The 24834-nt window shown below is 44.1% G+C and carries 19 protein-coding genes; 16 read left to right on the forward strand and 3 right to left on the reverse strand.

The annotated features are described in order from the left end of the window. Positions 1-51 precede the first annotated feature (51 nt). From H8796_RS07105 to H8796_RS07135, 7 genes are all read left to right on the forward strand, one after another. On the forward strand, positions 52-2550 hold the full coding sequence (locus H8796_RS07105) for an SEL1-like repeat protein (protein WP_117932424.1): 2499 nt from the start codon (positions 52-54) through the stop codon (positions 2548-2550). Between the two features lie 9 nt (positions 2551-2559). Continuing rightward, on the forward strand, positions 2560-4326 hold the full coding sequence (locus H8796_RS07110) for an HSP90 family protein (protein ID WP_117932422.1): 1767 nt from the start codon (positions 2560-2562) through the stop codon (positions 4324-4326). 9 nt (positions 4327-4335) lie between these two features. Continuing rightward, positions 4336-5406 (forward strand): M48 family metallopeptidase, encoded by a 1071-nt coding sequence (locus H8796_RS07115; protein WP_117932420.1) that lies wholly within the window; start codon positions 4336-4338, stop codon positions 5404-5406. A gap of 69 nt (positions 5407-5475) precedes the next feature. Further along, positions 5476-7368 carry a biosynthetic arginine decarboxylase gene (speA, locus tag H8796_RS07120; RefSeq protein ID WP_004307404.1) on the forward strand — a complete coding sequence of 631 codons (1893 nt, stop codon included), beginning with the start codon at positions 5476-5478 and terminating at the stop codon, positions 7366-7368. 56 nt (positions 7369-7424) lie between these two features. Then, positions 7425-8198 (forward strand): acetylglutamate kinase, encoded by a 774-nt coding sequence (gene argB / locus H8796_RS07125; RefSeq protein WP_032852239.1) that lies wholly within the window; start codon positions 7425-7427, stop codon positions 8196-8198. A 61-nt stretch (positions 8199-8259) separates the two neighbouring features. After that, on the forward strand, positions 8260-8769 hold the full coding sequence (locus H8796_RS07130; RefSeq protein WP_004298261.1) for an RNA polymerase sigma factor: 510 nt from the start codon (positions 8260-8262) through the stop codon (positions 8767-8769). Then, positions 8759-9238 carry a hypothetical protein gene (locus tag H8796_RS07135; RefSeq protein ID WP_008649173.1) on the forward strand — a complete coding sequence of 160 codons (480 nt, stop codon included), beginning with the start codon at positions 8759-8761 and terminating at the stop codon, positions 9236-9238. Before H8796_RS07130 ends, H8796_RS07135 begins: the two co-directional genes overlap by 11 nt. Positions 9239-9405: 167 nt before the next feature. On the opposite strand, the gene H8796_RS07140 is transcribed toward H8796_RS07135, so the two are convergent. Then, positions 9406-10188 (reverse strand): head GIN domain-containing protein, encoded by a 783-nt coding sequence (locus H8796_RS07140; RefSeq protein WP_008998159.1) that lies wholly within the window; start codon positions 10186-10188, stop codon positions 9406-9408. A gap of 129 nt (positions 10189-10317) precedes the next feature. Between H8796_RS07140 and H8796_RS07145 the strand changes: the two genes are divergently transcribed. Continuing rightward, entirely contained in the window at positions 10318-11016 is a 699-nt protein-coding gene (locus H8796_RS07145) for a SprT family zinc-dependent metalloprotease (protein WP_117932418.1), read from the forward strand. A 124-nt stretch (positions 11017-11140) separates the two neighbouring features. On the opposite strand, the gene H8796_RS07150 is transcribed toward H8796_RS07145, so the two are convergent. Beyond that, a complete protein-coding gene (locus H8796_RS07150) occupies positions 11141-11536 on the reverse strand; it encodes a hypothetical protein (protein ID WP_117932416.1) in 396 nt (131 codons plus the stop codon). Between the two features lie 172 nt (positions 11537-11708). On the opposite strand from H8796_RS07150, the gene rimP reads away from it, so the two are divergent. The 8 genes from rimP to H8796_RS07190 all read left to right on the forward strand — a co-directional run bounded on the left by rimP (position 11709) and on the right by H8796_RS07190 (position 22268). Then, positions 11709-12176, forward strand: a complete 468-nt coding sequence (rimP, locus tag H8796_RS07155; RefSeq protein ID WP_004298256.1) for a ribosome assembly cofactor RimP — start codon at positions 11709-11711, stop codon at positions 12174-12176. Positions 12177-12178: 2 nt separating this feature from the next. Then, on the forward strand, positions 12179-13459 hold the full coding sequence (nusA, locus tag H8796_RS07160) for a transcription termination factor NusA (protein WP_117932414.1): 1281 nt from the start codon (positions 12179-12181) through the stop codon (positions 13457-13459). Between the two features lie 113 nt (positions 13460-13572). Next, on the forward strand, positions 13573-16674 hold the full coding sequence (gene infB, locus H8796_RS07165; RefSeq protein ID WP_117932411.1) for a translation initiation factor IF-2: 3102 nt from the start codon (positions 13573-13575) through the stop codon (positions 16672-16674). Between the two features lie 112 nt (positions 16675-16786). After that, entirely contained in the window at positions 16787-17320 is a 534-nt protein-coding gene (locus H8796_RS07170) for a CvpA family protein (RefSeq protein ID WP_008776068.1), read from the forward strand. Between the two features lies 1 nt (position 17321). Further along, complete coding sequence (gene sufB, locus H8796_RS07175; protein ID WP_004307399.1) at positions 17322-18800, forward strand: Fe-S cluster assembly protein SufB; 1479 nt, start codon at positions 17322-17324, stop codon at positions 18798-18800. A 42-nt stretch (positions 18801-18842) separates the two neighbouring features. Beyond that, the gene (gene sufC / locus H8796_RS07180) at positions 18843-19595 is read left to right on the forward strand and encodes a Fe-S cluster assembly ATPase SufC (RefSeq protein ID WP_004298251.1); all 753 of its coding nucleotides are present in this window, start codon (positions 18843-18845) and stop codon (positions 19593-19595) included. 98 nt (positions 19596-19693) lie between these two features. Then, the gene (gene sufD, locus H8796_RS07185; RefSeq protein ID WP_117932409.1) at positions 19694-21037 is read left to right on the forward strand and encodes a Fe-S cluster assembly protein SufD; all 1344 of its coding nucleotides are present in this window, start codon (positions 19694-19696) and stop codon (positions 21035-21037) included. Between the two features lie 19 nt (positions 21038-21056). Next, entirely contained in the window at positions 21057-22268 is a 1212-nt protein-coding gene (locus H8796_RS07190) for an aminotransferase class V-fold PLP-dependent enzyme (protein ID WP_117932538.1), read from the forward strand. A 375-nt stretch (positions 22269-22643) separates the two neighbouring features. Here H8796_RS07190 and H8796_RS07195 read toward each other — a convergent pair whose 3' ends face one another. After that, the gene (locus H8796_RS07195; RefSeq protein WP_117971802.1) at positions 22644-24833 is read right to left on the reverse strand and encodes an alpha-galactosidase; all 2190 of its coding nucleotides are present in this window, start codon (positions 24831-24833) and stop codon (positions 22644-22646) included. Position 24834: the final 1 nt, after the last annotated feature.

A 24834-nucleotide genomic window follows, 5' to 3' on the forward strand; every position in this document is an offset into this window, starting at 1 on the left:
ATGAGATTTTTTATTGACTAGTGACACAAAATTAAGGTAAAGTTCTATATCATGAAAACTTTAAAAGAGAAATTTGGGGAGTTATCCGCTAAAATTAAAGCATCCGGACAGCCTGCAAGAGAATGGTTTCCGCAGTATACACCGGCTTCATTATTAAGTGCGGAAAACTGGTGGGAAGCATTGGCTGTATGTGAATATGCTTTGGATACAAAAGAAGACGAGAAATTAACAGAAGATTTTTTTGAACTGATATTCAGTGCTTTTGACTGTAACGTAGAGGTGGATCTCAACGCGGAAGAATATGAATTCTGGTGGGAAAAGGTGATGCAGGTATGCGACCGTGTGGCAGAATTTAGCGGTGCGGGATGGGCGCAGAAGGGGGCACAATATTCCGAAGCCCGTTATGGAAAGCGGGATATGAGTTATTTGCTTCCATACTACGAGAAGGCGGCCGATATGGGTTGGGCTGAAGCAGAAGCAACTGTTGCCTATTGGCGATACATGGGATTCTATTGTGAACAAGATAAAGAAGAGGGTGAACGGCGTTTTGCTGCTCTCACTTCTCCCGAAGCTATTTTATGGGGAAAGCATTATCGTGCTTTTGCCGAAGAATTTACAGGGGATAAAGCAAAGGCATTACAGATACGGAATGAACTGCTTGCCGAACTGCCTGAAGGTGAACGTTTGCGTGCTCATGTATATGCATCGTTAGGAGATGCGCTCGACAGAGCGGAAGGTAACGTGGCAGAGGAAGCTGCTTACTACGAAAAAGCCCTGGAAATAGTTCCCAATCTTTATAGTCTTAAAAATCTGGCTACGCTTTATTTCCGTTACCCGGAACTGAATAAACCGAAAGAACTGAGCTTTGAACTTTGGGAAAAGGCCTGGCATGCCGGTGTGTGGTCTGCCGCTAATTTCCTGGGATATAACTATCAGGAGGAGGAATGGCAGGATATGCCTAAGGCGATTGAATGGCTGGAAAAGGGCATGCTTTATTGTGAACCCTACAGTGCGTATGAACTGGCATTGATCTACTTGTATAATGATGAATATAAGAACGTGGAACGTGGACTGATGTGTCTGAACCGTTGCGTGGAGGATGATTATATACAAGGTATCGAAGGACTGGCCAATATTTATTTCAACGGTGATTTGGTGCCGGAAGACATGAATCGTGCGAAAGAGTTGTTGGAGAAAGCCATTGAGTTGGGTTCGGGAAGTGCAGCTTATCGTTTGGGCTGGATGTATGAACGTGGCTTCTTGTCTGAAGAACCGGATTATGTGAAGGCTTTAGAGTTTTATGAAAAAGCGGCTTCACTGAATAATGCCGATGGGTATTGCCGTGTGGCTCTTTATCTGGCTAATGGATATAGCGGTGTGAAGGACCCTGTAAAATCAAGGGAATATTATGAAAAAGCGGCCGAACTGGGTGCTTGCTTTGCCCTTGTGGAACTGGCATTCTTATATGAGAATGGCGATGGAGTGGAGAAGAATTATGAAAAGTCATTTGAACTGATTAGCAAGGCTGCCGAACAGGGTTATCCTTATGCAATGTTCCGTGTAGGTCTTTATATGGAAAAGGGTGTTCTTGGTGAAGCGAAACCGGAAGAGGCCTTTGCCTGGTATACAAAGGCAGCTGAAGCGGACGATAATGATGCGATCTTTGCTTTGGGACGTTGCTATAGAGAAGGTATCGGAACGGAAGAAAACTGGGATAAGGCACTCGAATGGTTTAGTAAAGGGGCGGAAAAGAATGAAGCCCGTTGTCTGACGGAACTGGGGATGGCTTATGAGAATGGTAATGGCGTGGAAGAGAATCCACAGAAGGCAGTGGAATATATGATGAAGGCTGCCGAACAGGATTATGGCTATGCTCAGTTTAAGATGGGAGATTATTATTTCTTTGGTTGCGGTCCCTGTCTGGAAGATAATAAAACGGCAGTGGAATGGTATGAAAAGGCAGTGGCTAATGAGATTCCGATGGCTATGCTGCGTGTGGGTGAGTATTATCTGTATGACTATGATAGCCTGAATGAGTCGGAAAAGGCTTTTGCTTATTTCAAGAAAGCTGCTGAATATGAATGGTATAGTGAAGGACTGGGTATCTGTTATGAAATGGGTATCGGAGTGGAAGAGAATGAAACGGAAGCCTTTAAATATTATACACTGGCTGCGGATAATGGAAATACGACAAGTATGTATCGTACCGGACTTTGCTATTATAACGGAGTAGGTGTGAAACAGAATTATGCCGAGGCCTATCGCTGGTTCACGGATGCGGCGGGGAATGAGAATGTCGCTGCAATTTATTATCTGGGCAAGATGATGATGTATGGCGAAGGTTGTAACCCTGATCCGGAAGCTGCAGTGCAATGGTTGCTGAAAGCTGCCGAGAAAAATAACGATAAAGCACAATTTGAACTTGGAAATGCCTATCTGACAGGAAATGGCGTGGAAGAAAACGATGAAATTGCAATGGAGTGGTTCGAAAAGGCTGCAGAGAATGGCAATGAGAAAGCTCTTAAAATCACCGGAAGGAGGAGGAAGTAAAAGAGGAACATGGAAAAAGAAGGGAATAATCTGTTTCAGGTCAATCTTAAAGGTATGATTGCCCTGTTATCAGAGCACATTTATAGTAACCCGAATACTTTTGTTCGCGAACTGTTGCAGAATTGCGTAGATGCCATCACGGCACTACGCAATATTGACGAGAATTATAAAGGTCGCATCGATGTCTTTCTGAATGAGGACAAGACAGTGGTATTTCGGGATAATGGTATCGGACTGAAAGAGGAGGAAGTTTATCGCTTTCTGACTGTTATCGGGGAGAGTTCAAAGCGGGATACTCCCGATGCGGACGATTTTATCGGAAGGTTCGGTATCGGATTGTTATCTTGTTTTGTGGTGACCAATGAAATCACCGTAGAGAGTCGTTCTGCAATGGGCGGACAGCCTGTTTGCTGGTGTGGAAAAGTGGATGGGACGTATCAGCTGACTTTATCAGACGAAGAACGCCCTATCGGCTCACAGGTGGTATTGCACCCGAAAGGAGACTGGATGCATCTTTTTGAATATGAAACGTTTAAGAAGATACTGGTGAGTTACGGAGAAGTGTTGCCGTATCCTATCTATCTGCATTATCAGGGGGAAGAGGAGTTGGTAAATACGCCTTCACCTGTATGGCTTGACCCGAAGGCGACTCGTAAGGAGTTGCTGGATTATGGGGCGAAAGTGTTTCAGTCGTCTGCTCTCGATGCTTTCCGGATCTATACTGAAAGCGGCAAGGTGGAAGGGGTGCTTTATGTCCTGCCTTTCCGTACACAATTTTCAGTGCGCAACTCTCATAAGGTCTATCTCAAGCGTATGCTGTTGAGTGAGGATGATTGCAATCTGTTGCCATCTTGGGCTTTCTTTATCCGTTGTTTGGTGAATGCGGACGGGTTGCTGTCTACTGCTTCCCGGGAGTCTTTGGTGAGTAATGACCAACTGAAGGATGCCCGGAAAGAGATCGGGGTGGCTATCAAGGATTATTTGCGGGGATTGGTGCAGAATGACCGTGCCATGTTCAACCGGATTCTGGATGTTCATCACTTTCATATCAAGGCGATTGCTTCGGAGGATAATGAATTGCTTCGTTTGTTTATGGATTACCTTCCTTTTGAAACCAATAAGGGGTTGCGTGGCTTTGGAAGTATTCGTTCGGCAAGTAATGTGATATGTTATACCAAGAATCTGGAGGATTTTCGGCAAGTACGACGTATAGCCGGAGCACAGGGTTGGCTGGTCGTGAATGCTGCTTATACGTTTGATGAAACTTTGTTGAAAAAGTATGTCCGTCTGAATCCGGAACTTACTTTGGATGAAATATCTCCTTCACGGTTGCTGGAGCAGTTTGGTGAAGTGGAGGCGAATCAGGAGTTTCAGGCTTTTGAGGTGAAAGCGAACGAGTTGTTGAAGCGGTTTGGCTGTATCTGTCGTCTGAAGCATTTTACTCCGGTGGATATTCCGGTTATTTTTGTGGCGGAGGAAAAGGAGAATGCTGCTAAAAGTGCTAATAATCCGTTGGCGGCTGTACTGGGGGCTGTGAATACTACAAAGCAGATTCCGCCGACACTCACTTTCAATGCGGATAATGAAATGGTGCAGACCTTATTGCAAATACAAGGAGACAATAAACTGTTTCAGCATGTGGTGCATATATTGTATGTACAATCGCTTCTGCAAGGTAAATATCCGGTGAACAGCGAAGAAATGGAGCTTTTCAACCATTCGCTAAGTGAACTGATGACTTCGAAAATGAATGATTTTATAAACTTCCTGAATTAAAAAAAGAGTATGAGATACACACTTGAAATACAAAAATTGCTGTTGCAGACACAGAATAACAACCTGCATCCCCGCGAAAAAGCCAATCTATTGAAAGAGGCTATCCGCATCGCCGATGAGAACGAAGATGTGGAATGGGCTACGGAGTTGAGACTGGATCTTATTTATGAACTGAATCTTCTTTCGGCGGATGCTGAAGAGATTACCGTGTTCTCTAAAATTCTGGATGATTACGAGAACCACAAGGATGTGATTAAGGAAGATGACTTGTTGTGGAAATATAAGTGGATATGGGCTTGTACGTTCGATCTTCCGGAGATCCCGATGGAACAGGTACAGGCAATTGGGGAGGATTATAAAACCCGTATCCTCCGGAACGGGTATTCTTTGCGGAGTTATTATCACCGCTGGTCTGTGGAATGTGTCTGGATGCGGCAGTATGACAAGGCGAAAGAATACATTGATAAAATGTTGAATGAGAAGATAGACGATCAGTCGTGTGAGGCTTGTGAATTGAACTTTATGTTGGATTATTATCTGGAAACGGGACAGTTTGATGAGGCTTACAGCCGCGCGCAACCGTTGATTAATAAGCAGGTCACTTGTTATGAAGCCAATTTGCGGGCTTATTTGAAGCTTGCTTATTATGCGCAGAAAGCAGGTAAACCGGAGATTGCCGCCGATATGTGTGCACGTGCCGAAGAAGCATTGGTGGGAAGAGAGAAGGATGAATATCTTTTGCTCTACCTGGGATTGTTTATTGCCTATAATATGATGACGAAGCCGGAAAGAGCTTGGGAATATGCCGAACGCTGTATCGGTTGGAGTTTGCGTACTAATACGCTGAAGAGTTATCGTTTCTCCTGTGATATGGTAGAGGCTATGAAATATGAAACCCGTCCGGAAGTCTCGTTGTCTTTGCCGGAAGAGTTCCCGCTTTATCGTCCGGATGGAATTTATCAGGTAAACGAACTTCGCAATTATTTCTATCAACAGGCAGAAGAGCTGGCACGTCGCTATGACGCCCGTAACGGAAATAGTGGTTATATGGACCGTTTGAAAGATTTAATGTCTAATTAATTGCCAACATGTAGATTAATCCGTATTTTTGCCGTCCAATTATTTACTAAAAACACTGAATAACAGAAAATGAGAAAGTGGCGTATTGAAGATTCTGAGGAACTCTACAACATCACAGGTTGGGGTACCTCGTACTTTGGTATTAATGACAAAGGTCATGTAGTTGTTACACCTCGTAGAGACGGAGTGACTGTCGATCTGAAAGAACTGGTCGATGAGTTGCAATTGCGTGATGTGGCTTCTCCCATGTTGATACGTTTTCCGGATATTTTGGACAACCGTATTGAAAAGATGTCTTCCTGCTTTAAACAAGCGGCCGAAGAGTATGGTTATAAAGCCGAGAACTTTATAATTTATCCGATTAAGGTCAACCAAATGCGCCCGGTGGTGGAAGAGATTATCAGCCACGGAAAGAAGTTCAATCTCGGACTGGAAGCCGGTTCTAAACCGGAACTCCATGCAGTGATTGCGGTCAATACGGATTCTGACTCATTGATTGTCTGTAACGGATATAAAGACGAAAGTTACATCGAACTGGCTTTGCTTGCCCAGAAAATGGGTAAACGTATCTTCCTCGTTGTAGAGAAGATGAACGAACTGAAGCTGATTGCAAAGATGGCAAAACAGCTGAATGTGCAGCCTAACATCGGTATACGTATCAAACTCGCTTCTTCCGGTAGCGGAAAGTGGGAAGAGTCTGGAGGTGATGCCAGCAAATTCGGCTTGACTTCCAGTGAACTTCTCGAAGCGCTCGACTTCCTGGAGAGCAAAGGGATGAAGGATTGTTTGAAACTGATTCATTTCCATATCGGTAGTCAGGTGACAAAGATACGTCGTATTAAAACGGCTTTGCGTGAGGCTTCACAGTTCTACGTGCAGCTACATTCGATGGGATTCAATGTGGAATTTGTAGATATTGGCGGTGGACTCGGAGTGGATTATGACGGAACCCGTTCGTCCAATAGCGAAGGCAGCGTGAATTATTCCATCCAGGAATATGTAAACGACTCTATTTCTACTTTGGTGGACGTGAGCGATAAAAATGGTATCCCACACCCGAATATCATAACGGAGAGTGGACGCGCATTGACGGCACATCATTCTGTTCTTATCTTTGAGGTACTTGAAACCGCTACCTTGCCCGAATGGGATGACGAGGAAGAGATAGCTCCGGATGCGCACGAGTTGGTGCAGGAGTTATATGGAATCTGGGATTCGCTGAATCAGAACAAGATGTTGGAGGCGTGGCATGATGCGCAGCAGATCAGGGAGGAAGCGCTGGACTTGTTCAGTCATGGAATTGTAGATCTGAAAACCCGTGCACAAATCGAGCGTCTGTATTGGTCTATTACACGTGAGATTAATCAGATTGCCGGTGGTTTGAAGCATGCGCCTGATGAATTCCGCGGACTGTCTAAGTTGCTTGCCGATAAATATTTCTGTAATTTCTCGCTCTTCCAGTCGCTTCCCGACTCTTGGGCGATTGACCAGATATTCCCGATCATGCCTATCCAGCGATTGGATGAGAAACCGGAACGTTCGGCTACTTTGCAGGATATTACTTGTGACTCGGACGGTAAAATTGCTAATTTTATTTCTACCCGTAACGTGGCTCATTATCTGCCTGTACATACACTGAAGAAAACGGAACCTTACTATGTGGCTGTGTTCCTGGTCGGTGCTTATCAGGAGATTCTGGGAGATATGCATAATTTGTTCGGTGATACGAATGCCGTGCATGTTTCGGTGAACGAGAAAGGATATAATATCGAACAGATTATTGATGGAGAAACGGTAGCGGAGGTGTTGGACTATGTACAGTACAATCCGAAGAAGCTGGTACGTACACTCGAAACCTGGGTGACGAAGTCGGTGAAAGAAGGAAAGATCTCTTTGGAAGAAGGAAAAGAATTCCTTTCCAACTATCGTTCAGGGCTTTACGGATATACTTATTTGGAATAACCGGCAAGGTGCCGGAGCCGGATTGTCCATTCGGTGAACTTATTAGAAATCAAGAAATGAGAGAAAAACTAACAGTTATTAAGGTGGGTGGCAAAATCGTAGAAGAGGAAGCCACCCTTCGTCAGTTGTTAAATGACTTTGCCGCTATCGCTGGACATAAAGTTTTGGTTCACGGCGGCGGCCGTTCGGCTACAAAGATTGCCGCGCAACTGGGTATTGAAAGCAAAATGGTAAATGGTCGTCGGATTACCGATGCTGAAACTTTGAAGGTCGTAACGATGGTATACGGCGGATTAGTGAATAAAAATATTGTGGCAGGTCTGCAGGCACGCGGAGTCAATGCACTCGGATTGACCGGGGCGGATATGAACGTGATCCGTTCGGTGAAACGCCCGGTGAAAGAGGTAGACTATGGTTTTGTAGGTGACGTGGAAAAGGTGGACGCTACTTTGTTATCTGATTTGATACATAAGGGAGTGGTTCCGGTAATGGCTCCATTGACGCATGACGGACACGGCAATATGCTGAACACGAATGCAGATACCATTGCCGGGGAAACGGCGAAAGCGTTGTCGGCCCTGTTTGATGTGACATTGGTATATTGTTTTGAGAAGAAAGGCGTGTTGCGTGACGAGAATGATGACGACAGTGTGATTCCCCAAATCACCCGTGCCGAATTTGAACAATATGTAGCTGATGGCGTTATTCAGGGAGGTATGATTCCCAAGTTGGAGAATTCTTTTGAAGCAATAAATGCAGGAGTTTCTGAAGTGGTAATCACCTTAGCATCAGCGATTAATAACTCTGGTGGAACAAGAATAAAAAAATAATTCAAAAAAAAGTAGTGGGCGACTGTAACTTTTCATATCCTAGCCCGTCATTATTATAGAGATGCAAGAAATCAGCTTCCGAAACGATATTTTGCCGTTGAAGGATAAACTCTTTCGATTGGCTCTCAGAATCACCCTGGATAGGGCCGAAGCCGAGGATGTCGTTCAGGACACCATGATAAGAGTGTGGAATAAGCGTGATGAGTGGTCTCAATTTGAATCGGTCGAAGCCTATTGCCTGACAGTGGCAAAGAATCTGGCGATAGATCGAAGTCAAAAGAAAGAAGCTCAAAACGTGGAACTCACCCCCGAAATGGAGGAAGAACCTGATGCAAACAGTCCGTATGACCAGATGATTCATGATGAAAGAATGAACATTATTAATAGACTGGTAAACGAACTTCCCGAAAAACAGCGGCTTATCATGCAACTGAGGGACATTGAAGGTGAAAGCTATAAGAAAATTGCAGGGTTGCTGAATCTGACAGAGGAACAAGTTAAAGTGAACCTCTTCAGAGCCAGACAAAAAGTAAAACAAAGGTATTTAGAAATTGACGAATATGGATTATAAGGATATAGAACAGCTCCTGGAGCGATACTGGCAATGCGAAACTTCCGTTGAGGAGGAAGCAACATTGCGCGACTTCTTCGCAAAGGAGGAAGTTCCGGCTCATTTGCTTCGCTATAAAAACCTGTTTGTTTATCAACAGGTTCAGCAGGAAGTAGGACTGGGCGAAGACTTTGATGCACGTATTCTGGCAGAGGTGGAGCCTACGGTCGTAAAAGCGAAACGCTTGACACTGACCGGTCGTTTTATTCCTCTGTTCAAAGCCGCTGCCGTGATTGCAATCATCCTTTCTTTGGGGAATGTGGCACAACATTCTTTCTCCGGAGATGACGGAAGTGTATTGGCAACGGATACCATTGGTAAACAAGTAACAGCACCATCGGTCGCTATCTCAAATGATGTGAAAGCGGAACAGGTTCTAGCCGATAGTTTGGCGAGGGTCAACCACAAGGTGCAAGTTATAAACGAATAGACATTTTCATTTGCTTTAAACATATAATATAGTTAGTGTGCTTAATTAAAACAACAACGAAGGCGAAACTGTGAAGTTTTCAATTCTCTCAAATTTTTATAATAAAACTAACTAAATAAATGGGCTACCGCGCGATGCAGTAGCCCTTTTATGCTTTTAGACTGTATTTATTTAATTTGCCGTATGTTTTTCCGTGGAGCGTCAACTTCTTGTGGATTGCCTTTATAGGCAATATCGCCACTTCCTTTCACGCGGGCAACCAGTTTCTGACTTGCATAACAACTGATGTTTCCGGATCCACTGATACTTGCATCTGTATTCTCTGCTTCTAAATCTGCGGCCTGAATGTTTCCCGATCCGGCAATAGAATATTTTGCTTGAATGGCTTTACCTTTAAGATTGATATTACCCGAACCTGAAATACCTGCCTGACATTCCTGGCTCTCTATTTGTTGCAGTCTAACATCTCCCGATCCGTTAATAGAAACAGCCATTCTTCGGCAATTAAGCCCTTCTCCCTGAATGTTTCCCGAACCATTTATATGGAATTCAATATCTTTAGAGGTTTGTATTCCATTGATTAATTTTATATTTCCCGAACCATTGATCGTTAACTTATTTAATTCCGGAGCAAAAACTTTTATTTCCAGTTTTCCTTTCCAGATACTGACATTCTTCTTGAATTTTATAATTAATGTATTACCGTCTACATACGTTTCTACAAGTGGTATAATGTTGTCGGAACCATGTATCTCCACGTGACTGCGTGTGTCTTGGTGATAACTGATATTGGCACTTCCCAATAGTTTGATTTCATTGAAATGATCGGCTTTTACTTCTTGGGAGATGTAGTTTTTGCTGCCTACTACGTGTTTTCCCTGCAAGCAAGAGCCGGCAGTAAGTACTAGAGACAATCCGGTGACTAATACGAGCAATAAACTTGTTTTCATAATTATGTTTTTCTATGATTGATATGACAGTTAGACGGAAGAAACTGATATAAAGTTGCATCTTCCGCGAAGTTTTTCATTGGAATCTTCTTTTTTATTACTTTTGTGCCTGTTGATAGGAGGATTATAATGGATAAGATCATAGAAGATGACGAATTGGGACGTCTGATAGTGCGCGTCAATTCACGTGCGAGGAGTCTTGTGTTTCGTACAAAGAGTGATGCTGTTTATGTTTCAGTTCCTCCCGGCACTACATTGAAAGAAGTGAAGCAGGCGATCGAGAATCTGCGTGGTAAACTTCTGGCCTCCCGTCAAAAACTAGCCCGGCCGTTGATTGATTTGAACTATAAAATTGATGCGGAACACTTTAAGTTGTCCTTGGTGTCCGGTGAAAAGGATCAGTTTCTGGCTAATTCCCGGTTGGGAGTTATGGAAATAGTTTGTCCGCCTCATGCGGATTTTACGGATGAGAAACTGCAAAGCTGGTTGCATAAGGTAATTGAAGAATCGTTGAGGCGGAATGCGAAAAGTATCCTTCCTTCACGTTTGGCTTCCTTGTCCAGGCAATGCGGACTTCCCTATTCAAGTGTGAAAATAAACTCCAGCCAAGGCAGATGGGGAAGCTGTTCAGCTCGAAAAGATATTAATTTGTCCTATTATCTGGTTTTGTTACCTTCTCATTTGATAGATTATGTGTTGTTGCATGAGTTGTGCCATACCCGTGAGATGAATCATAGTGAACGATTTTGGGCTTTACTGAATCAATTTACAGAAGGGAAAGCACTGGCTTTGCGGGGAGAATTAAGAAAGTACCGCACGGAAATTTAAAATGTTTTATTGCCAAGGTAGTGCCGTTACGTTGTCACACTTGTGCCACCACGATGGCACAGCCGTGCCAATGCGATGGCATAGTTGTGCCAACATGGTGGCACAAACTTAGTTAATACCTTTACTATTTGGCTAATTGTTTAATCCCGTCTGATTCTTTTTCGAATTGATAAGTTCCTCCTTTTTCACTAAGATCAAACGTAGATACTAATTCAGTCTTATTATCTACAATCAACAAGGCGCTCTGTTCGGCAAAACGTCCCACTTCTATTGTGTAAGGCTCTTCCGACATGGTTTTATTGGAGATCAGACTGTCATTGACAAACAAAGAGATAGAATCTCCGGCAAAACCCTTTACCAGACTGATTGTGTAGCTTTCAATAAAATGACGTTCTTCCTGCTTTTCCCGTTGTAGTCGCATGCTCATATAGACAAAAATAACTACGACAAAAATGACGGCAAAAGCAAGCAGTCCGTTGCCTACCATAAACTGTTTATTTGTGTTGAGACGATGTGCCATAGTCGTTATTTTTTGATTTACGGCGTAAAGATACGAATATAGCACTGTTAATTCATACTTTTTTTCTTTAATGTTTTGTAGTCGAACAGATTATTTATATCTTTGCAACCGGAAACGGATGAAAGGTGGAGGGGCAATTAAGCTCCTTTTTTTGTTCTTATATAGCTAATAAATGATAGAAAAGAAAACTGTTTGTCAGATTGTAGAAGAGTGGCTGGAAGGAAAAGACTACTTTTTAGTAGAGGTAACCGTGAGCCCGGATGACAAGATTGTGGTTGAAATAGACCATGCAGAAGGTGTTTGGATTGAAGATTGCGTGGAGCTTAGCCGCTTCATAGAGTCGAAACTGAACCGCGAAGAGGAAGATTATGAACTGGAAGTAGGGTCGGCTGGGATCGGACAACCCTTTAAAGTTCTGCAACAGTATTATATCCACATCGGACAAGAGGTGGAAGTGCTGACCGGAGACGGACGGAAGCTGGCTGGTATACTGAAAGATGCCGATGAAGAGAAGTTTACGGTAGGCGTACAAAAGAAAGTAAAAACCGAAGGATCAAAGCGCCCGAAGCTGGTAGAAGAGGACGAAACCTTCACTTATGAGCAAATAAAATATACTAAATACTTAATTAGCTTTAAATAGTTATGGCCAAAAAAGAAGAAACAATCAGCTTGATTGATACATTTTCGGAATTTAAGGAACTGAAGAATATCGATAGAACGACGATGGTTAGCGTACTCGAAGAGTCGTTCCGTAGCGTAATCGCGAAAATGTTTGGCACCGATGAAAATTACGACGTGATCGTGAACCCGGACAAGGGTGACTTCGAGATATGGCGTAACCGTGAAGTTGTGGCCGACGAAGATTTGACTAACCCGAATATGCAGATTTCGTTGAGCGAAGCACAGAAAATCGATGCTTCTTACGAAGAAGGTGAAGAGGTGACTGACGAGGTGATCTTTGCCAAGTTCGGACGTCGTGCGATCCTGAATCTTCGCCAGACACTGGCTTCCAAGATTCTGGAACTCGAAAAAGACAGTATTTATAATAAATATATAGATAAGGTAGGTACTATCATCAATGCAGAAGTATATCAGATCTGGAAAAAAGAGATGTTGCTTTTAGACGATGAAGGAAACGAGTTGCTGTTACCTAAGACCGAACAAATCCCGAGCGACTTTTATCGTAAAGGTGAAACGGCCCGTGCAGTAGTTGCCCGCGTGGATAACAAGAATAATAATCCTAAGATTATCTTGTCACGTACTTCTCCCGTTTTCCTGCAACGCCTGTTCGAGATGGAAGTACCCGAAATTAATGATGGTTTGATTACCATCAAGAAGATTGCCCGTATCCCCGGCGAACGTGCCAAGATCGCGGTGGAATCTTACGATGACAGAATCGACCCTGTAGGAGCCTGTGTAGGTGTAAAGGGAAGTCGTATTCATGGCATTGTTCGTGAACTTCGCAATGAGAACATCGACGTAATCAATTACACATCGAACATCTCATTGTTTATACAGCGCGCTTTAAGCCCGGCTAAGATTTCTTCTATTCGTCTGAACGAGGAAGAGAAGAAAGCAGAGGTATTCCTCAAACCGGAAGAAGTTTCGCTGGCTATCGGTAAAGGCGGTTTGAATATCAAACTGGCCAGTATGTTAACTGAGTACACTATCGACGTGTTCCGTGAGTTGGATGAGAATGTAGCTGACGAAGATATCTATCTCGACGAGTTCAGAGACGAAATCGACGGATGGGTGATCGACGCTATCAAAGCTATCGGCATCGATACAGCAAAAGCTGTGTTGAATGCTCCTCGTGAGATGTTGATTGAAAAGACGGACTTGGAAGAAGAGACAGTGGACGAGGTAATACGCATTTTGAAATCGGAGTTTGAAGAAGAAGATCCTTCTTCAATTGAAAATTAAAAATTAAAAATTAAAAATTTGCGATGCAATACAACGCAGCAGACTTTTATTTTTTAATTCTCAATTCTCAATTTTCAATTAAACAAGCTCCATTTATTCATTAATTTTAAAATATGACGATAAGGTTAAACAAAGTTACAAGAGATTTGAACGTAGGAATCGCGACGGTAGTTGAGTTCCTGCAAAAGAAAGGGCATACCGTTGAGGCTAATCCTAATACTAAAATTAGCGAGGAGCAATACGCTATACTCGTAAAGGAGTTTAGTACAGATAAGAACCTTAGACTTGAATCGGAGCGTTTCATACAGGAACGTCAGAATAAGGAACGTAATAAGGCATCGGTATCGATTGAAGGCTTCGAAAAGCAGCCCGAAAAACCGAAGTCGGAAGATGTGATTAAGACAGTCGTACCTGAGGATGCACGTCCGAAGTTTAAACCTGTCGGAAAAATAGATTTGGATAAATTGAACGGTCGTAAACCTGAAAAGGTAGAGAAAGAACCGGAACAGAAACAGGAAGAACCGGTTGTGGAACGGCCTGTCGTTAAACCCGAAGTGAAAAAGGAGCCCGAGAAGAGAGAACCCGAGGTGAAGAAGGAAGAGGTGGTGACATCCCCTGTTTCTGTAGTAGAGCCTACTCCAGTGGTGGTTGAACCCGTAGTAGTGCCGGAACCTGTAGTGGAGACGAAGCCGGTAGAAGTTGAAAAAGTAGTAGAAGAAGTGAAAAAAGAAGAGCCGAAGGTAGTAGTAGCTGCACCTGTGAAGGCGGAAGAACATAAAGAAGAAGAAAAGGTGGAAACTGCACAGGCTGAAGTAACCCCGGTAGCGGAAAAGGCTCCGGAGGATGATGGTGTTTTCAAAATCCGTCAACCGGAATTAGGCGCGAAGATTAATGTGATCGGTCAGATCGACTTGGCTGCATTGAATCAGTCTACTCGTCCCAAGAAGAAATCGAAGGAAGAGAAACGTCGCGAACGTGAAGAAAAGGAAAAAATCCGTCAGGATCAGAAGAAGTTGATGAAGGAAGCTATCATCAAGGAAATCCGTAAGGATGATTCTAAATTGGCGAAGAGCGGACCTAAGGACAGTGCGGAAGCAGCTGCTAACAAGAAGAAACGTAACCGTATCAATAAAGAGAAGGTGGACGTTAACAATGTTGCAACTTCCAACTTTGCTGCTCCAAGACCTAATGTACAGGGTAAAGGCGGCAATAGTAACGGTCAGGGTGGCCAGGCCAACGGACAGGGAAATAACAACAGAAGAAATAACAATAACAATAAAGATCGCTTCAAGAAGCCGGTTATCAAACAGGAAGTGAGCGAGGAAGACGTAGCAAAACAGGTAAAAGAAACCCTTGCACGTCTGACAACCAAAGGTAAGAATAAAACGTCCAAATACCGTAAAGAGAAACGTGAAATGGCTTCCAACCGTATGCAGGAACTGGAAGATCAGGAAATGGCAGACAGCAAGGTATTGAAGTTGACCGAGTTCGTTACGGCTAACGAATTGGCAACGATGATGGATGTTTCTGTTAACCAGGTTATCGCTACTTGTATGAGTATTGGTATCATGGTTTCCATCAACCAGCGTTTGGATGCTGAAACCATCAATCTGGTGGCTGAAGAATTCGGATTCAAGACTGAGTATGTAAGTGCGGAAGTGGCACAAGCTATCGTTGAAGAAGAAGATGCTCCGGAAGATTTGCAACCGCGCGCTCCGATTGTAACAGTGATGGGACACGTTGACCACGGTAAGACTTCTTTGCTCGACTATATCCGTAAGGCGAATGTAATTGCCGGTGAGGCCGGAGGTATTACCCAGCATATCGGTGCTTATAACGTGCAACTGGAAGATGGTCGTCGTATTACGTTCCTCGATACTCCGGGTCACGAAGCGTTTACCGCTATGCGTGCACGTGGTGCCAAAGTAACGGATATTGCTATCATTATTGTGGCTGCCGATGATAACGTGATGCCACAGACGAAGGAAGCGATCAATCACGCGATGGCTGCCGGTGTACCTATTGTATTTGCAATCAATAAGGTAGATAAACCGACTGCAAATCCGGATAAGATTAAAGAAGAACTGGCTGCAATGAATTACCTTGTTGAAGAATGGGGTGGTAAATATCAGTCACAAGATATCTCTGCCAAGAAAGGTATGGGTGTGGAAGACTTGCTGGAAAAAGTATTGCTCGAAGCAGAAATGCTCGACTTGAAAGCAAATCCGGACCGTAATGCTACGGGTTCCATCATCGAATCTTCACTGGATAAGGGACGTGGATATGTAGCTACTGTATTGGTATCTAACGGTACTTTGAAAGTAGGAGACATCGTATTGGCGGGAACCAGCTACGGACGTGTGAAGGCTATGTTCAACGAACGTAACCAACGCGTCAAGGAAGCAGGACCTTCCGAACCGGCATTGATTCTGGGATTGAATGGTGCTCCTGCTGCAGGTGACACATTCCATGTAGTCGAAAGCGATCAGGAAGCTCGTGAGATCACTAATAAACGTGAGCAGCTGGCTCGTGAACAAGGTTTGCGTACGCAGAAGATCCTTACATTGGATGAGTTGGGTCGTCGTATTGCTTTGGGTAACTTCCAGGAATTGAACATCATCGTTAAGGGTGACGTGGATGGTTCTGTGGAAGCGTTGAGCGATTCGTTGATTAAGTTGTCTACGGAACAAATTCAGGTAAATGTTATCCATAAGGGTGTGGGAGCAATTTCTGAATCTGATGTTTCTCTGGCTGCTGCTTCGGATGCGATTATTGTCGGATTCCAGGTACGTCCTTCGGGTGCTGCCGGTAAGATGGCCGACCAAGAGGGTGTTGACATCCGTAAGTATTCTGTCATCTACGATGCAATCGAAGAGGTAAAGGCTGCTATGGAAGGTATGTTGGCTCCGGAAGTAAAGGAACAGATTACTGCAACCATCGAAATCCGCGAAGTATTCAATATTACGAAAGTCGGTCTTGTAGCCGGAGCAATGGTGAAGACCGGAAAGGTGAAACGCAGCGACAAGGCTCGTTTGATCCGCGATGGTATCGTAATCTTTACCGGAAACATCAACGCATTGAAACGTTTCAAGGACGATGTGAAGGAAGTAGGTACAAACTTCGAGTGTGGTATCAGTCTGGTAAACTGCAACGACATGAAGGTAGGCGATATGATCGAGACATTCGAAGAAATAGAAGTGAAACAGACATTGTAATAGGCAGTGCTGAATCAATATCAGGCACGGATTACGCGGATTTCACGGTTCTTTAATAAATCCGTGTAATCCGTGAAATCCGTGCCTGAATTATATCATAGAATAGAAGAATATGGCAACGATTGATATAATTATCCTTATTGTAATAGGCGCCGGAGCGATTGTAGGTTTTGTAAAAGGCTTCATTCGTCAGTTGGCTTCTATTTTGGGGTTGATAGTCGGTCTGTTGGCAGCGAAAGCTCTGTATGCCTCTTTGGCGGAAAAGCTTTGCCCGACGGTGACGGATTCAATGACAGTTGCGCAAGTGTTGGCTTTTATCATGATCTGGATTGCCGTACCATTGATCTTTGTATTGATTGCCTCGCTATTGACAAAAGCAATGCAGGCTATTTCGCTGAACTGGCTGAATCGCTGGTTAGGAAGTGGGCTGGGAGCACTTAAGTTTCTGTTGTTAACGAGTGTAGTGATTGGTGCGATAGAGTTTGTGGACAGCGATAATAAGTTAATTAGTGCAACAAAAAAGGAAGAATCTTTGTTATATTATCCGATGGAAACGTTTGCGGGGATCTTTTTCCCTGCTGCGAAGAATATGACGCAACAATATATATTAGAGAATAAAGATAAAGATGCAACAAGAACCCAATAAAATGAAACCCAATCAGAAAGACGAACTTGAAAAGAAGACTGATAATGAGTTTGTCCGGAAATTTGCGGAGGAGAAATATAAATACGGCTTCACCACAGAGGTGCATACGGATATCATTGAGCGTGGACTTAATGAAGATGTCATTCGTCTGATTTCATCGAAAAAGGACGAACCGGAGTGGTTGCTGGAGTTTCGACTGAAAGCGTATCGCCATTGGCTGACGCTGGAAATGCCTACCTGGGCACATCTCCGTATCCCTGAAATTGATTATCAGGCGATTTCTTATTATGCCGATCCGACAAAGAAGAAAGAAGGACCGAAGAGCATGGAGGAAGTCGATCCTGAACTGATAAAGACGTTTAATAAACTGGGAATTCCTTTGGAAGAGCAAATGGCTCTTAGTGGAATGGCAGTGGATGCCGTTATGGACTCTGTTTCCGTAAAGACTACCTTCAAGGAAACGCTGATGGAGAAAGGAATTATATTCTGCTCGTTCAGTGAAGCCGTGCGGGAGCATCCGGATCTGGTGAAGAAATATATGGGCTCGGTAGTAGGTTATCGGGACAATTTCTTTGCAGCGTTGAATTCCGCAGTGTTCTCTGACGGCTCTTTCGTGTATATTCCGAAAGGAGTACGTTGCCCGATGGAGCTTTCCACTTATTTCCGTATCAATGCTCGTAACACGGGACAATTTGAGCGTACGCTGATTGTAGCGGATGATGATTCGTATGTTTCTTATCTGGAAGGATGTACGGCTCCGATGCGGGATGAAAATCAGTTGCATGCCGCTATCGTTGAGATCATTGTGCACGACCGTGCAGAAGTAAAATACAGTACCGTTCAGAACTGGTATCCGGGAGATGCAGAAGGCAAGGGCGGTGTATACAACTTTGTGACTAAACGTGGTAACTGTAAAGGAGTAGACAGTAAATTATCCTGGACACAAGTGGAAACCGGTTCGGCAATCACCTGGAAATATCCTTCCTGTATCCTGACGGGCGATAACTCGACTGCTGAATTCTATTCCGTAGCTGTAACGAACAACTATCAGCAGGCAGATACCGGAACGAAGATGATTCATCTGGGTAAGAACACTCGTAGTACGATTGTAAGTAAAGGTATTTCTGCTGGGCATAGTGAAAACTCCTATCGTGGGTTGGTACGCGTGGCCGAGAAAGCGGATAATGCTCGTAATTATAGCCAGTGTGACTCTCTGTTGCTGGGAGATAAGTGTGGTGCACATACCTTCCCGTATATGGATATTCACAATGAGACGGCAGTGGTAGAGCATGAAGCTACGACAAGCAAGATTAGTGAAGACCAGATATTTTATTGCAACCAGCGCGGTATTCCGACAGAAGATGCTATCGGACTTATTGTGAACGGATATGCAAAGGAAGTGTTGAATAAACTTCCGATGGAATTTGCGGTAGAAGCACAGAAACTGCTTACCATCTCATTGGAAGGAAGCGTGGGGTGATGTTGACTTTTTAATAGTAAATCGTAAAATCGTAAATATATCATGTTAGAAATAAAAGACCTGCATGCCAGCATTAATGGCAAAGAGATATTGAAAGGTATTAACCTGACGGTGAATCCCGGTGAGGTGCACGCTATTATGGGACCGAATGGTTCCGGTAAAAGTACGCTTTCCTCCGTATTGGTGGGTAATCCGGCTTTTGAGGTAACAAAAGGTTCGGTTACTTTTTATGGAAAGGATCTGTTGGAGTTGAGCCCCGAAGATCGTAGCCATGAAGGAATCTTCCTTAGTTTCCAGTATCCGGTAGAGATTCCGGGTGTAAGCATGGTGAACTTTATGCGTGCTGCTGTGAATGAGCAACGTAAATATAAAGGTCTGCCTGCACTGACCGCCAGTGAGTTTCTGAAGCTGATGCGTGAGAAACGTGCGGTGGTGGAGTTGGATAATAAACTGGCTAACCGTTCGGTGAATGAAGGCTTTTCCGGTGGTGAGAAGAAACGGAACGAGATTTTTCAGATGGCTATGCTGGAACCGCGTTTGAGCATTCTCGACGAGACAGACTCCGGTTTGGATATTGATGCGCTCCGTATTGTTGCGGAAGGAGTGAACAAGCTGAAAACTCCTGAAACAAGTACAATCGTTATTACCCACTATCAACGTTTGCTCGATTATATCAAGCCTGATATTGTGCATGTCCTTTATAAAGGTCGTATCGTAAAAACTGCCGGACCGGAACTTGCCCTGGAACTGGAAGAAAAAGGATACGATTGGATTAAGAAAGAAGTAGGAGAATAATTTTAGGCACGGATTACACGGATAACGCGGTTTTGCTCATGTATTTTAAACTGTGAAATCCGTGTAATCCGTGCCTGTAAATAAAAAAAATATAAGCTATGATGGTTGAACAACAATATATAGAACTTTTCTCACAGACGGAAGCGATGATCTGCAAGCATAGTGCCGAAGTGCTGAATGCGCCTCGTGCATCAGCATTTGCCGATTTTGAGCGACTCGGATTTCCGACCCGTAAGATGGAGAAGTACAAATATACGGATGTGAGCAAGTACTTTGAACCGGATTTCGGTTTGAACTTGAATCGTTTGGCTATTCCGGTCAATCCGTATGAAGTGTTTAAGTGTGATGTGCCGAATATGAGTACAGCACTCTATTTTGTGGTAAATGACACATTCTATAGTAGAGCCCTTCCGAAAGCGAATTTACCTGAAGGCGTGATCTTCGGAAGTCTGAAAGAGGTGGCCGAACAGTATCCTGACTTGGTGAAGAAGTACTACGGCAAACTGGCAGATACCTCTAAAGATGGTGTGACTGCTTTCAATACCGCTTTTGCACAAGATGGTGTTGTCTTTTATGTGCCGAAGAATGTGGTGGTGGAAAAAACAATCCAGTTGGTAAATATCCTGCGTGCAGATGTTAACTTTATGGTGAACCGTCGCGTACTGATTATCCTGGAGGATGGCGCGCAAGCCCGTTTGCTGATTTGTGACCATGCAATGGATAATGTGAACTTCCTGGCGACACAAGTTATTGAAGTATTTGCCGGTGAGAATGCGGTATTCGATATGTATGAACTGGAAGAAACACATACAAGCACAGTTCGTATCAGTAACCTGTATGTAAAGCAAGAGGCCAACAGCAATGTATTGCTCAACGGAATGACTTTGCATAATGGTACTACCCGCAACACGACCGAAGTGTTGCTGGCAGGAGAAGGAGCCGAAATAAACCTTTGTGGTATGGCGATTGCCGACAAGAACCAGCACGTAGACAATCATACAAGTATTGACCATGCCGTACCGAATTGTACCAGCAATGAGCTGTTCAAGTATGTGCTCGACGACCAGTCGGTAGGTGCGTTTGCCGGATTGGTACTCGTGCGTCCCGATGCACAACATACGAATTCCCAACAGACTAACCGGAATCTTTGTGCTACGCGTGATGCAAGAATGTATACACAACCTCAATTGGAGATTTATGCGGATGATGTGAAATGTTCGCATGGAGCAACAGTAGGCCAGTTGGATGAAGGCGCATTATTCTACATGCGTTCGCGCGGTATTGCAGAGAAAGAAGCCCGTCTGCTGTTGATGTTCGCATTTGTCAACGAAGTGATCGATACCATTCGTTTGGAAGCGCTGAAAGATCGTTTGCATCTATTGGTAGAGAAACGTTTCCGTGGCGAGTTGAATAGATGTCAGGGTTGTGCCATTTGTAAGTAACCACTAAAAAATAATGAACGTGGATATTCAAAAGATACGTGAAGATTTTCCGATATTGAGCCGCACGGTTTACGGTAAACCTTTGGTTTATTTCGACAACGGTGCGACAACACAGAAACCCCGTCTGGTGGTTGATGCGTTGGTGGATGAATATTATTCCGTCAATGCCAATGTGCATCGCGGCGTACATTATCTTTCCCAGCAAGCTACGGAACTGCATGAGGCTTCCCGTGAAACGGTACGTCAGTTCATCAATGCCCGTAGCACGAATGAAGTTGTCTTTACACGCGGAACAACAGAAAGTATCAACCTGCTTGTTTCCAGCTTCGGTGACGAGTTTATGGAAGAAGGGGATGAAGTGATTGTTTCCGTGATGGAGCATCATAGCAACATCGTTCCCTGGCAACTGTTGGCTGCCCGTAAAGGAATTGCCATAAAAGTAATCCCGATGAATGATAAAGGCGAACTTCTGCTGGATGAATATGAAAAACTATTTTCCGAACGTACGAAAATAGTCAGCGTAGTTCATGTATCGAACGTACTGGGTACAGTGAATCCGGTGAAGGAGATGATCGCAACAGCTCATGCGCATGGTGTACCTTGCCTGATAGATGCTGCACAGTCTATTCCTCACATGAAAGTGGATGTACAGGAGTTGGATGCCGATTTTTTGGTATTCTCCGCCCATAAGATATATGGTCCGACAGGTGTCGGAGTGCTTTACGGAAAAGAAGAATGGTTAGATCGCCTTCCACCTTATCAGGGAGGAGGAGAGATGATTCAGCATGTCTCTTTCGAGAAGACCACTTTTAATGAACTTCCTTTCAAGTTTGAAGCCGGTACGCCCGACTATATCGGAACTACCGGACTGGCAAAAGCCCTTGATTATGTGAACGGACATGGCATTGAACAGATAGCCGCCCATGAGTATGAACTGACAACTTACGCTTTGCAACGTCTGAAAGAAATCCCCCATATACGTATATTCGGTGAAGCAGCCGAACGGGGAGCAGTCATTTCCTTCCTGGTGGGAGATATCCATCATTTCGATCTCGGCACGTTGCTGGACCGTCTAGGCATTGCCGTGAGAACGGGGCATCATTGTGCACAACCTCTCATGCAACGTCTTGGCATAGAAGGAACGGTACGTGCTTCGTTTGCCATGTACAATACCAAATCGGAAATAGACACTTTGGTGGCAGGAATTGAACGTGTCAGCAAGATGTTTTAAAGATATGAGCTGCTATTCCTGTGGGGTAGCGGCTTTTTTTATTCTTTAACTAAAAAAAGAGGGCCTCGAGTGCAGTGATTTGAGCTTTCGTGCGTCTAATAGGTAAAGAAACAAAATGTTCTTTGAATATCAGGAGGGTCGTGAGACCATGCTTATATTATATAAATTCTCTCTCTTTAACATTAATGCAGCTATATCGTAAAAAGTTACGGTGTAGCTGCAACTTTTTTAGGGACTTCCCCGTCTAATAGAGTAGTTGTAACCATTGAAACAGCTGTTGCGATTGAAGATGAATTGAATATTATTGTATGTAAAAAGAAAGGGGAAACGCTGATAACAGCGAATCCCCTTTTTTATCGATTATTTCCTTCCTTTTTATTCAGCAGTCAGCTCAATTACGCGGCTGAAAGCCTGATTTGTTGTGAAAGCATTGATTCCCACTTTCATCAGATAATCTCCTGAATAAGTTTTCTCATTGGCGGCCAGATTCGATTTGGAATTCGGCATCAGGTTGATTTCTTTCACCTTATACATTTTCTTCGCATCCAGTCCCTGAAGTTTTACCGGGAGCAGTTTCTCACCGAAACGTGGGTGGATATCGTAGGTATAAAGCACAGCTTTGGTCTTATCCGGTGAGGCATACATGAGAGACATGTGATTGCCATCGTAGGGAGAAACCAATCTGTATTGATCGCCGTCCAGAATCACTTTTTTCAGACGCGTCCAGTTGGCAACTGCGTTCTGGCAGTAAGTCTGTTCGTCTGCATTCAGTTCCTTCAGTCCAAGGTCAAAGCCCAGTTTGCACATACTTGCCACATCCGTACGGAACTTCACGCTTGTGTTCTTGTTCCAGCTGGTTACGTGTGCACACATGGCTTTTGCCGGGAAGATTTGTGAGAATCCCCACTGGATAAACAGACGTTCTATCGGGTCTGTGTTGTCGCTGCACCAGAATTCTGTGTAATATTTCAGAGCTTCGTAGTCGCAACGGGCGCCACCGCCGGAGCAGAGCATCATTGGCACGTTCGGATATTTGTCTTTGATACGTTTCAATACATTGTATATACCACGTACATGGTCGATATAAAGCTGTCCCTGTTTATTTTTTAAATATGGAGAATAAACATTTGTAATTGGAGAGTTACAGTCCCATTTAAAGAAAGCTACTTCCGGATTCTCTGTCAGGATCTTATCCACTACACCATATACAAAGTCCTGTACTTTCGGATTGCTAAGATCGAGTACCAGCTGATTACGGTAATAATATGTTTCGCGGTTAGGCAGTTGGATAGCCCAGTCGGGATGCTTTTCGAACAACTCACTTTTAGGGTTAACCATTTCCGGTTCAATCCAGATACCAAATTTCACTCCGGCTTCTTTGGCAGACTGTACAAGGGCAGGAATACCGCCCGGCAGTTTGGATTTCATCACTTCCCAGTCACCCAGTCCGGCATTGTCACTGTTGCGTGGGTGCTTGTTGCCAAACCAGCCGTCATCCAGCAGGAACATATCTACACCAAGATGTTTAGCTTCCTTCATCAGTTCGGCAAGCAGTTCCTCATTGAATTTGAAGTAAGTATTTTCCCAGTTGTTTAATAAAGTCATACGGTCGCCTTGTCCGTCTTTCAGCTGATAGTTGCGTGCCCATGCGTGAAGGTTGCGGCTGGCTTCGCCCGTACCGTTGTTGCTGAAAGTAAAGATGAATTCAGGAGTTGTAAACACTTCATTCGGCTTCAGTTCATAATCAGATGCATAAGGATTGATGGCGGGGATTACACGGAGATTACCTACGTTGTCCACTTCGAAAGTGAACTGGAAGTTTCCTGTCCATCCGATAGTACCTAGCATGGCACGTCCCTGCGCTTCCTGTGCCGGTTGTTCAAAACCAAGCTCAAAGAACGGGTGGGTGTGCATGGCAGCACGGCTTCCCAGTTTGGTGTCGATCACCTTTTTACCGAACAACAGAGGTTGTGTGCTCATTTGTGCTTCTTTTGCCCAATCGCTGCTGAATTCTGTCAGGAAATATTCGTTTCCGGAGAAATAAAGCATGGTGGAAGCATAACGCCATAAGGTCACAGGCTTCTTTTCAGCATGTTTGATTTCGCTCCACGTCTTGATGACGTTTTCTTTCGGATAAGCGATGTAATGTAGTGTGACTTCTACCGGATACTGATTATCTTTTAGTTGAATAATCGTTTCCGTTCCGCCCGCCACTGCCTTCTGCTCGGAGGATATATAGCGGAGAATCGTACTCGGGTTCCCATCATTGTGCGTGATAGCTACAGCCGGTTCAAAATAATCTTCGGCGCCGGAGCCCGGATATACTTCCCATCCGCGGGTGGATACGCTACCGTCACTTCCTCCTTTTACGTAAGGAGAAAAGTTGTTGATGTCTTTCTCATTCAGTAACTTATCGCCCAGATAAGCCTGATAGAGTCGTCCGTTAGGAGCTACTTGGAGAATTAAGTCTGTGTTGTCCGTTGCGATGCGGATAACGTTCTTTTCCTGGGCGTCCACTTGCGCCAGGGTAAACAATGCCATAAGTAATACGAAAAGTTTCTTCATG

The sequence above is a fragment of the Bacteroides sp. M10 genome (genome assembly GCF_014334015.1).
GTDB lineage: Bacteria > Bacteroidota > Bacteroidia > Bacteroidales > Bacteroidaceae > Bacteroides > Bacteroides intestinigallinarum.